We start from the raw sequence: 10,067 nt of genomic DNA, 5'->3' as shown, positions 1-10,067 counted from the left end.
CCGGCGATAGGGTCGGCACAAGCATCAAACATTTTGCTCAGTGCAGTATCTGCGCCAGGAACGCCTTGGCCCGCTCGGTACGCGGCTGGTTGAAGAACACCTGCGGCGGGCTGTCTTCGATGATGTGCCCACCCTCAAGGAACAGCACCCGCTCGGCTACCTGCCGGGCAAAGCCCATTTCATGGGTGACGCAGAGCATGGTCATGCCCGTGCCGGCCAGTTGTACCAGCACATCCAGCACTTCAGCGACCATTTCCGGGTCCAGCGCCGAGGTGGGCTCGTCAAACAGCATGATCCGCGGCTTCATGCACAGTGCCCTGGCAATCGCGACGCGCTGCTGCTGGCCGCCTGATAGCTGGCTGGGGTACTTGTGCGCCTGGCTCTCGATACCCACCTTGCTCAGGTACATGCGCGCCCGCTCTTCGGCGTCCTTGCGCGACAGCCCGCGCACGCTGGTGGGGGCCAGCAGGCAGTTGTCGAGCACGCTCATGTGCGGGAACAGGTTGAAATGCTGGAACACCATGCCGATGTCGCTGCGCACCTGCGCCGCTTCCCGGGTGGTGGCGGCCAGGTCGATGCCATCCACCTGGATGGTGCCCTGCTGGGCCACTTCCAGGCGGTTGATGCAGCGGATGAGGGTCGACTTGCCCGAGCCGGACGGCCCACACAGCACGATGCGTTCGCCTTCGCGCACCTGCAGGTTGATGTTGTGCAGCACGTGGAACGCGCCGTAGTGCTTGTTCAGGCCTTCGATGCGGATCAGCACCGGGCGTGGGTCGGGCTCGGGGGCAAGGCTTGCAAGGCTCAGGGGGGCGGTCATGTTGTTTTTCTCCCGCGTGGGTTCAGTCGAAACGAGTCGCGCTGTAGGGCGCAGGGTCGGTGAAAGGGGGCTCGCCGGTGATCAGCTCGGCCACCAGCCGGCCGCTGACCGGGCCCAGGGTAAGGCCGTGGTGGGCGTGGCCAAAGTTGAACCACAGCCCGGGGTGGCGCGCTGCGGGGCCGATGACCGGGCGCATGTCGGGCAGGCACGGGCGGCGGCCGAGCCAAGGGGTATCGTCCAGGCGCTCACCCAAAGCCGGGAACAGCTTGCGCGCCAGCGCCTCGCAGCGGCCCAGCTGGATCTGGTTCCCTGGTGCGCTGCTGGCGTCGAATTCGATGCCGGTGGTCAGGCGCACGCCGCGCGCCATCGGTGCCAGCACGTAGCCGCCCTGGGTGTCGCAGATTGAATGCTCAAGCGTTGCGCCGTCACGGGTGCTGTAGTGCATGTGATAGCCCCGCTTGATCGCCAGCGGAATCTGGTAGCCCAGGCCGCTGAACAGCTCGGCCGATTGCGGGCCGAGGCAGGCCACCACCTCGTCGGCGGTAATCGGGCCACGGCGGCTCTCTACCCGCCATTGGCCGTCGGCCTGGCGCAGGCTGCGCGCATCACCGTGCAGGAACTGCCCGCCGCGCTGCAGGAACAGCGCCGCGTAGCCGCGTGTGAGGGCGCCGGGGTTGTTCACGGTCTTGGGGTCGAGCCAGTGGATGCCGCCGACCACGGTGGCATCCAGTTGATGCTCGCGAGCCTGCAACTGCCCGCATTCCAGGATTTCGAATTGCAGGCCATAGCGGCTCAGGCCCTTGGCGTCGGCCTTGGCCTGCTCGAACAGGGCAGGGTCACGGAACACTTCGATCCAGCCTTTGGCCTGCACCAGCCCTTCCAGGCCAGCGGCTTCGATCAACGCGTCGTGTTCTTCGACGCAGCGCTGCACCAGCGGCAGCATGTCGGCGGCGGCCCCGGCCAGGCGCGCCGGGGCCGACTGGCGCCAGTAGCGCCATAGCCACGGCGCCGCCTTTGGCAGGTGCGCCAGGCTGTAGCGCACGTCGGGCTGGCGGTTCAGGCCGTAGCGCAGCAAGGCACCCACCTGCCGGGGGAAGGCATAGGGGATGACGCTGGAGCGCTCGATCAGCCCGGCGTTGCCGTGGCTGGTACCGCTGCCGGGTTCGTCGCGGTCGATCAGGACTACCTGGCGCCCGCGGGCCTGCAAGTGCAGGGCGGTGCTGACGCCGACGATGCCGGCGCCGAGGACAAGGGTCTGGCAATGCATGGAGCGTATCCTTCGGTCAGTTCAGGTGGCGGCCCAGTCGGCCTTCCAGGTGTTTCAGCAGGCGCCGCACCAGTTCGACGATCACCAGGTAGAGCACGGCGGCCCATAGGTAGATCTGGAAGTCGAAACTGCGCGAGAAGGCCAGTTTGGTCACGCCCATCAGGTCGTAGATGGTCACCAGCGAGGCAATCGCGCTGGCCTTGATCATCAGGATCAGTTCGTTGCCCAGCGGGCCGATGGCCACCAGCAACGACTGCGGCAGAATCACCTTGAAAAAGGTGGTAGAACGCTTCAGGTTCAGCGCCCGCGCCGCTTCATGCTGCCCCGGCGCGACGGCCATCAGGCTGCCGCGGAAGATCTCCGCCTGGTAGGCGGCGGTGTTCAGGGTGAAGGCCAGCAAGGTGCAGAACCACGCCTCGCGGAAAAACCACCACAGGCCGACGTCCTGCCAGAAGCCCTTGAGCGAACCCAGGCCGTAATACAGCAGAAACAGCTGGGCCAGCAGCGGCGAGCCGCGGAAGAAGTACACATAGCCGGCGGCCATGCGTTGCAGCAGCAGGCTGCGCGACATGCGTGCCAGGGCCAGTAACAGCCCGAGGACGGCGCCCAGGCTGAAGGAAATGGCTACCAGTTTGGCGGTGACCAGCAGGCCATCAAGAAAGCGTGGCCCGTAGCGTTCCAGCAGGTCGGGGTCGAGCACCAGTGCCAACAGTTGTTCGAAGCTCATGCCCGTGCTCCTTGCAGGTGGCGGTTACTGCGCCGTTCGATGAAAGCGAAGACGCGCCCGGAAAGCGCTGCGAACAGCAGGTAACCCAGGCAGGCGACGCCATAGAAGAACATTGGCTCCTTGGTCACGCTGACGGCCAGGTTGGTCTGACGCATCAGGTCGACCAGTGAGATGGTCGACACCAGCGAGGTGTCCTTGAGCAGCGACAGCCAGTTGTTCGACAGGCCGGGCAGGGCGATGCGGGTCAGTTGTGGCAGCAACACCTTGAAAAAAGCGGTGCGCTTGCTCAGGCCCAGTGCCGAGCAGGCCTCCAGCTGGCCCTTGGGCAGGGTCTTGAAGGCCGCCAGCCAGATCTCGCTGGAAAACGCGGCGAACACCAGGCTGAAGGCGATCATCGCGGCGAGGAAGGTGTTGATCAGGAATTCACCCTGATAGCCCATGGCCGCGAGGATTTTCTGCGCGGCGATCTGGCAGCCGTAATAGATGATCAGCAGTGTCAGCAGCTCAGGCAGGCCGCGGAACACCGTAGAGAAGGTGGTGGCCCAGGCCCGTGGCAGGCGCTTGCGCGAACGCGCCGCCAGCGCTACCAGCAGGCCCAGCGGCAGACCGATGGGCAGGCAGGCCAGTGCCAGAGAAACAGTCACCAGGGCGCCGGCCAGCAACGCCTGGCCCCAGCCTCCGCTGGCGAAGGACAGCAACGACAATTGATCGAGCATGACGAACACCTTGTGTTGACCTCACCGGCCTCATCGCCGGCAAGCCAGCTTTCACAAGAGACTGCACATCTGTCAGGCCTTGTGCGTCCTGTGGGAGCTGGCTTGCCGGCGATAGGGCCGGATCAGGCGAGACGGGCTCTAGGATCAGTTGTAGATATCGAAAGCAAAGTACTTGCTGGCGATCTTCTGGTATGTGCCGTTGGCCACGATCTGTTGCAGCGCGGTGTTCAGGCGCTGGCGCAGGGCTTCGTCATCCTTGCGCACGGCAATGGCGGCGTCGGCCTTGGTATCGGCCACGTCGCCGAGGATCTTGCAGCAGTCCCCGCCGTTCTTGTTCATCCACTCGTGCAGCGGGAATTTATCGGCAATCACCCCGTCCAGGCGCCCGGCGGCCAGGTCGGCGTTGGCTTCGTCCATGGTCGGGTACAGCTTCACATCGGCCCCGGCCTTGCCATACACGTCTTCGGCGTAGATAGCCTGGGTGGACGACGACTGAGCCCCGACGGTGTAGCCGACAAAGTCGGTCTGTGCGCTGTCGATCTTGCTGTCCTTGGCTACCGCCACGGTCAGCGGGGTGCGGTAGTAGTGGTCGGTGAAAGCAATTTTCTTGCGCCGCTCTTCGGTGTTGATCATCGATGCGACGATGGCGTCGTACTTGCGCGCCATCAGGGCAGGGATGATGCCTTCCCAGTCCTGGGCCACCAGCGTGCACTCGACTTTCATCTGTTCGCACAGGGCATGGGTGATGTCGATATCGAAGCCATGCAGCTTGTTATCGGCGTCTACATAGTTGAAGGGCGGGTAGGCACCCTCGGTGGCGAAGCGCAGGGTTTCGGCACTGGCGGCGCCCGTCAGCAGCAGGGCACACGCTCCCACCAAGGCCATGGTCTTGTTCATCTCGCACCTCATTGCACTCTTGCTATTGTTGTTTTCCCGTCGGCCACGAGGTGTAGCCGACGAACTCGTTATGTAGAGCGGCAGTCGCTTCCAAGCGTTTTTCAACATCAGGCCCGAGCTTCTTGCAGACCTCGTTGACCATCAGGTGCACCCACGACAACATCGTCGAGGTGGATTCCCAGAACAGATTGATCTCGGTGGGGATGCGGAACACCTCGTCGGCGTTGGCATCAGCCCAGTCGCAGAAGGTGTCGGTCACCAGGGTGACCGTAATGCCTGCCTCACGTGCCTTTTGGCACAGCAGCAGGGCGTGACGGGAGTAACGGCGCGCCTCGAACACCACCAAAGCGCTGTCTTCGGCGCGGCCCAGCAGCACGTCACCGAAGTGCCCGGCACTGAGATCGACCAGTTGCACCCCATCGCGCAGGTACTGCAGCAGGTGGCTCATGCACATGGCGATGCCGCGCTCGGTCTGGAAGCCGGCGATGAACACCCGCGGCTTGCTCGCCAGGCGTTGCGCTACGCTGTGCCAGGTCGGGCTCTGGCGGTACTCGTGGACGCGCATCAAGGCCGCGATTTCCAGCTCCAGGCTGCCGGCGTTGTCACCAGCGTCCTGGTTCTGGCGGTAATCCTGCAATCGGTCGCCCACCAGCCATGGGCCATCGCCCAGGTCGTTCTGCAGGTCTTGCTTAAGTGCCTTGAGGTGGGCATAACCCAGTGAGCGGCAGAAGCGCCCGACGCTGGATTCGCTTACCTGCAGCTTGGCGGCGATGCTGGCCGAGGTCTGGAAAGGCAGTTCGTGCAGGTTGGCAAGCATGTAGGTGGCGATCTTGCGACCCGAGGCAGCGGCCCCTTCGAGGCTGTTTTCCAGGCGTTGCTTGATCGGTTGGCTCATGCTGCGGCTCCAGGGGGTAAGGCTTGGGAAGAAAATGAATGTTTTCTGTCATCAAGTCAACATTTGACAGATTGCTGTCACATGCAGGAAAGTTTTTGTCGTTGCAACGCTGTAGCCATTCCAATACCAACAAGGAGCTTCAGATGTCCGCACCTTCCACCAGCACCGTCGTGCGCGTGCCTTTTACCGAGCTCCAGAGCCTGTTGCAGGCCATCTTCCAGCGCCATGGGTGCAGCGAGGCCGTGGCCCGGGTGCTGGCCCACAACTGCGCCAGCGCCCAGCGTGATGGCGCCCATAGCCATGGGGTGTTCCGCATCCCCGGCTATGTTTCGACCCTGACCAGTGGTTGGGTCGATGGCAATGCCACCCCAAAGGTCAGCGACGTGGCCGCCGGCTACGTGCGTGTCGATGCTGCTGGCGGTTTTGCCCAGCCGGCACTGGCGGCAGCCCGTGAGCTACTGGTGGCCAAGGCGCGCAACGCTGGCATTGCGGTGCTGGCGATCCACAATTCGCACCACTTTGCCGCGTTGTGGCCGGATGTAGAACCGTTCGCCGAAGAGGGCCTGGTGGCCCTGAGCGTGGTCAACAGCATGACCTGCGTAGTGCCGCATGGCGCGCGCAAGCCACTGTTTGGTACCAACCCCATCGCTTTTGCAGCGCCTTGTGCCGAACACGACCCTATCGTCTTCGACATGGCCACCAGCGCCATGGCCCACGGCGACGTGCAGATTGCCGCGCGTGCCGGCCAGCAACTGCCCGAAGGCATGGGGGTGGATGCCAATGGCGAACCGACCACCGAGCCCAAGGCGATTCTGGAGGGCGGCGCGTTGCTGCCGTTTGGCGGGCACAAGGGCTCGGCGCTGTCGATGATGGTCGAGTTGCTGGCGGCGGCGCTGACCGGGGGGAATTTCTCCTGGGAATTCGACTGGTCGGAGCACCCGGGGGCGAAAACACCCTGGACCGGGCAACTGATCATCGTCATCGACCCTAGCAAGAGCGAGGGCGAGCGCTTTGCCCAGCGCAGTCGCGAACTGGTGGAGCAGATGCAGGCGGTGGGCCTGACGCGCATGCCGGGTGAGCGGCGCTATCGTGAGCGCGAGGTGGCCGAGGAGGAGGGGGTGGCGGTAACCGAGCAGGAGTTGCAGGGCCTGAAGGCGCTGCTTGCCTGACCCGGCCTATCGCCGGCAAGCCAGCGCCCACCGGTACATCACCCAGCTCAAGGCCTGTGGTGTACCGGTGGGAGCTGGCCTGCCGGCGATGAGGGCATCACTGTCAGCGCCAATCTCCTGCCATGCAATGTTGCATAGACAACCTTGCACAATAGTGGATGTTCCTGAGCACACACTCCGGGTATGCTCAGGTCTGCCTTTTCGAACTGTCCTGATTCAAGGAGCTGCACGCTGTGTTCAAACATGTCGATGCCTATGCCGGCGACCCGATCCTCTCGCTGATGGAAACCTTCAAGGCCGACCCGCGCGCCGACAAGGTCAACCTGAGTATCGGCCTGTACTACGATGAGGCCGGCGTGGTGCCGCAACTGGCGGCTGTGGATGCGGTGGAAAAACGCATTGCTGGCCAGGACCATGAAGCGTCCCTTTACTTGCCAATGGAAGGCCTGGCCAGCTACCGCCAGGCTATTCAGGCGCTGTTGTTCGGTGCCGATCACCCGGCCGTGACCGGCGGTCGCGTGGCCACCGTACAGACTGTGGGTGGCTCCGGCGCCCTGAAAGTCGGTGCCGACTTCCTCAAGCGCTACTTCCCGCAGTCCGAAGTCTGGGTCAGCAACCCGACCTGGGACAACCACCGCGCCATCTTCGAAGGCGCCGGCTTCAAGGTGCACACCTACCCGTACTTCGACCAGGCCTCCCGTGGCGTGGACTTCGACGGCATGCTGGCCACCCTGCAGACCCTGCCGGCCAACAGCGTGGTATTGCTGCACCCTTGCTGCCACAACCCCACCGGTGCCGACCTTACGCAAAACCAGTGGCAACACGTGGTCGAAGTGGTCAAGGCACGCCAGCTGATCCCGTTCCTCGACATTGCCTACCAGGGCTTTGCCGAAGGCCTGGTGGAAGACGCCTACGCCATCCGTGAAATGGCCCGCGCCGGCGTGCCGTGCCTGGTCAGCAACTCGTTCTCGAAAATCTTCTCGCTGTACGGCGAGCGGGTAGGTGGCCTGTCGGTGGTCTGCGACGACGACGCCACGGCCCAAAGCGTGCTTGGGCAGCTCAAGGCAACCGTGCGCCGCAACTACTCCAGCCCGCCCAATTTTGGCGCCCAGCTGGTGGCAGGCGTATTGAGCGATGCAGCGCTCAATGCCCAGTGGGCCGATGAAGTCGAAGTGATGCGCAAGCGTATCCTCGACATGCGTCAGGCGCTGGTCGATGCCCTGGCCGTGTTGCTGCCAGGCCAGGACTTCCAGTTCTTCCTGCGCCAGCGTGGCATGTTCAGCTACACCGGCTTCAGCGTCGAGCAAGTGCGGCGCCTGCGTGACGAGTTCGGCGTGTACCTGATCGACAGCGGCCGTGTGTGCATGTCCGGCTTGCGCCCGGCCAACCTGCAACGGGTTGCCGAAGCGTTCGCTGCTGTTCAGAAGTAATCGCTCAAGGGGCCCTGCGCGGCCCTGCCTGTGGGAGCGGCCTTGCCGCTCCCACAATTATCTTCTTTACCCACCGGTGTAGCCTGCTTGTAAAGACAAGTGCAACCGCCCCTCGGAAAAGGGCTTCGCAAGTGCAACCTTTCGGTGCACAATCGCGCCCCTCTTTTCCGGTTGAGTTGGGCGAAGGCACTGTTTCGCCATTCTCAGCCTGTTACAGTCTTGCGAGTGGAGCTTCACCCGGAATGAATGAGCAGGCCCCAAGCGTTGAACAACGCTTTGTAGAATCGACCCCCGCCACCCTCGGCAGCTGGGCGCGTCACGACACCACCTGGATGCTGGGCCTGTTCGGCACAGCCATTGGCGCCGGAACCCTGTTCCTGCCGATCAACGCCGGCCTTGGCGGTTTCTGGCCGCTGCTGATCCTGGCTGTACTGGCCTTCCCAATGACCTACTTCGCCCACCGCGGGTTGACCCGCTTCGTGCTCTCCGGGCGCAATGGTGGCGACATCACCGAAGTGGTCAAAGAGCACTTCGGCAGCAACGCCGGTGCCGCGATCACCGTGCTGTACTTCTTCGCGATCTTCCCCATCCTGCTTATCTACAGCGTGGCGCTGACCAACACCGTGTCCAGCTTCATGGAGCACCAGCTGCACATGGCGCCGCCACCGCGGGCCATCCTGTCGTTTGTGCTGATCCTCGGCCTGTTGGCCATCGTGCGCTGTGGCGAGCAGGCCACGGTCAAGGTCATGAGCCTGCTGGTGTACCCGTTCATCGTCGCCCTGGCGCTGCTGGGCCTGTACCTGGTGCCGCACTGGACCGGTGGCATCCTCGACAGCGCCACCCAGGTGCCGCCGGCCTCGGCCTTCCTGCACACCCTGTGGCTGGCCATTCCGGTAATGGTGTTCTCGTTCAACCACTCGCCGATCATTTCGGCCTTCGCGGTCGACCAGAAACGCCGCTACGGCGAGCATGCCGACGAGCGTAGCGGCCAGATCCTGCGCCGTGCCCACCTGCTGATGGTGGTGATGGTGCTGTTCTTCGTGTTCAGTTGCGTGCTCACCCTGAGCAGCGCCCAGCTGGCCGAAGCCAAGGCACAGAACCTGTCGATTCTGTCGTACCTGGCCAACCACTTCAGCAACCCGACCATCGCGTTCGCTGCGCCGCTGATCGCCTTCGTGGCCATCGCCAAGTCGTTCCTGGGCCATTACATCGGTGCCAGCGAGGGCCTGAAGGGCATTATCACCAAGACCGGCGCGCGGCCGGGCGCCAAGGCACTGGACCGCGTAGTGGCCGCGTTGATGCTGGTGGTGTGCTGGATCGTTGCCACCCTCAACCCGAGCATCCTCGGCATGATCGAATCGCTCGGCGGCCCGATCCTCGCGGTGCTGCTGTTCCTGATGCCGATGTACGCCATCCGCCGTGTACCGTCGATGCGCAAATACAGCGGTGCAGCCTCCAACGTGTTCGTTGTAGTGGTCGGCCTGGTTGCGCTGACCTCGGTGGTATACGGCCTGCTGGGCTGATTCGCTGCTTTAGATGAAGAATGCCCAGGTCGCTTGTCGCAACCTGGGCATTTTTTTGTCCACAAAAATTGTCCGGCAATAGAACAATTTCACCTGCCCCCATAGGCACCCGGCCGCCTTCATGCTTAACTCACTGTCCTTTTCAAACCCAGCATAAGGATTTCGTCATGGCTCAAGTGACTCTCAAAGGCGGCCCGGTTCAAGTCAACGGCGAACTGCCGAAAATCGGCGCCCAGGCTCCGGCATTCTCCCTGGTCGGTGAAGGCCTGGCTGACAAGTCGCTGAAGGACTACGCCGGCAAGCGCAAAGTGCTGAACATCTTCCCGAGCGTCGACACCCCAACCTGCGCCACCTCCGTGCGCAAGTTCAACGCTCAGGCCAATGATGTAGCCAACACTGTGGTGCTGTGCATCTCCGCCGACCTGCCGTTCGCCCAGGCGCGTTTCTGCGGTGCCGAAGGCCTGGAAAATGTTAAGAACCTGTCGACCCTGCGTGGCCGCGAGTTCCTCGAGAACTACGGCGTCGCCATTGCCGACGGCCCGCTGGCCGGCCTGGCTGCCCGCGCCGTGGTGGTGCTGGATGAAAACGACAACGTGCTGCACAGCGAACTGGTTGGCGAAATT

At 63.5% G+C, this 10,067-nt stretch carries 10 protein-coding genes; 4 read left to right on the top strand and 6 right to left on the bottom strand.

The genetic code is table 11. The annotated features are described in order from the left end of the window. Positions 1 to 37: 37 nt before the first annotated feature. From ACK1VC_RS06125 to ACK1VC_RS06100, 6 genes are all read right to left on the bottom strand, one after another. Positions 38 to 820: an amino acid ABC transporter ATP-binding protein gene (locus tag ACK1VC_RS06125; protein ID WP_016487464.1), complete on the bottom strand. Its 783-nt coding sequence runs from the start codon at positions 818 to 820 to the stop codon at positions 38 to 40. A 22-nt stretch (positions 821 to 842) separates the two neighbouring features. Next, entirely contained in the window at positions 843 to 2,087 is a 1,245-nt protein-coding gene (locus ACK1VC_RS06120) for an NAD(P)/FAD-dependent oxidoreductase (protein WP_016487463.1), read from the bottom strand. A 16-nt stretch (positions 2,088 to 2,103) separates the two neighbouring features. Beyond that, the gene (locus tag ACK1VC_RS06115; RefSeq protein WP_016487462.1) at positions 2,104 to 2,814 is read right to left on the bottom strand and encodes an ABC transporter permease; all 711 of its coding nucleotides are present in this window, start codon (positions 2,812 to 2,814) and stop codon (positions 2,104 to 2,106) included. Beyond that, entirely contained in the window at positions 2,811 to 3,530 is a 720-nt protein-coding gene (locus ACK1VC_RS06110; RefSeq protein ID WP_016487461.1) for an ABC transporter permease, read from the bottom strand. The genes ACK1VC_RS06115 and ACK1VC_RS06110 overlap by 4 nt, the downstream gene beginning before the upstream one ends. 144 nt (positions 3,531 to 3,674) lie before the next feature. Further along, entirely contained in the window at positions 3,675 to 4,427 is a 753-nt protein-coding gene (locus ACK1VC_RS06105) for a transporter substrate-binding domain-containing protein (RefSeq protein ID WP_016487460.1), read from the bottom strand. A 22-nt stretch (positions 4,428 to 4,449) separates the two neighbouring features. Then, a complete protein-coding gene (locus tag ACK1VC_RS06100) occupies positions 4,450 to 5,322 on the bottom strand; it encodes a MurR/RpiR family transcriptional regulator (protein WP_191086680.1) in 873 nt (290 codons plus the stop codon). Between the two features lie 143 nt (positions 5,323 to 5,465). Between ACK1VC_RS06100 and ACK1VC_RS06095 the strand changes: the two genes are divergently transcribed. The 4 genes from ACK1VC_RS06095 to tpx all read left to right on the top strand — a co-directional run. Next, positions 5,466 to 6,491 carry an Ldh family oxidoreductase gene (locus tag ACK1VC_RS06095; protein WP_016487458.1) on the top strand — a complete coding sequence of 342 codons (1,026 nt, stop codon included), beginning with the start codon at positions 5,466 to 5,468 and terminating at the stop codon, positions 6,489 to 6,491. A gap of 233 nt (positions 6,492 to 6,724) precedes the next feature. Beyond that, on the top strand, positions 6,725 to 7,921 hold the full coding sequence (locus tag ACK1VC_RS06090) for an amino acid aminotransferase (protein ID WP_016487457.1): 1,197 nt from the start codon (positions 6,725 to 6,727) through the stop codon (positions 7,919 to 7,921). Positions 7,922 to 8,163: 242 nt separating this feature from the next. After that, complete coding sequence (locus ACK1VC_RS06085; RefSeq protein ID WP_016487456.1) at positions 8,164 to 9,444, top strand: serine/threonine transporter; 1,281 nt, start codon at positions 8,164 to 8,166, stop codon at positions 9,442 to 9,444. A gap of 167 nt (positions 9,445 to 9,611) precedes the next feature. After that, the coding region (gene tpx, locus ACK1VC_RS06080; protein ID WP_449117875.1) for a thiol peroxidase at positions 9,612 to 10,067 on the top strand (456 nt) is incomplete at its 3' end.

This window comes from Pseudomonas sp. XP2 (assembly GCF_053557975.1).
Note: the sequence above shows the minus strand (reverse complement) of the source record. Positions and strands in the feature narration are given on the sequence as shown.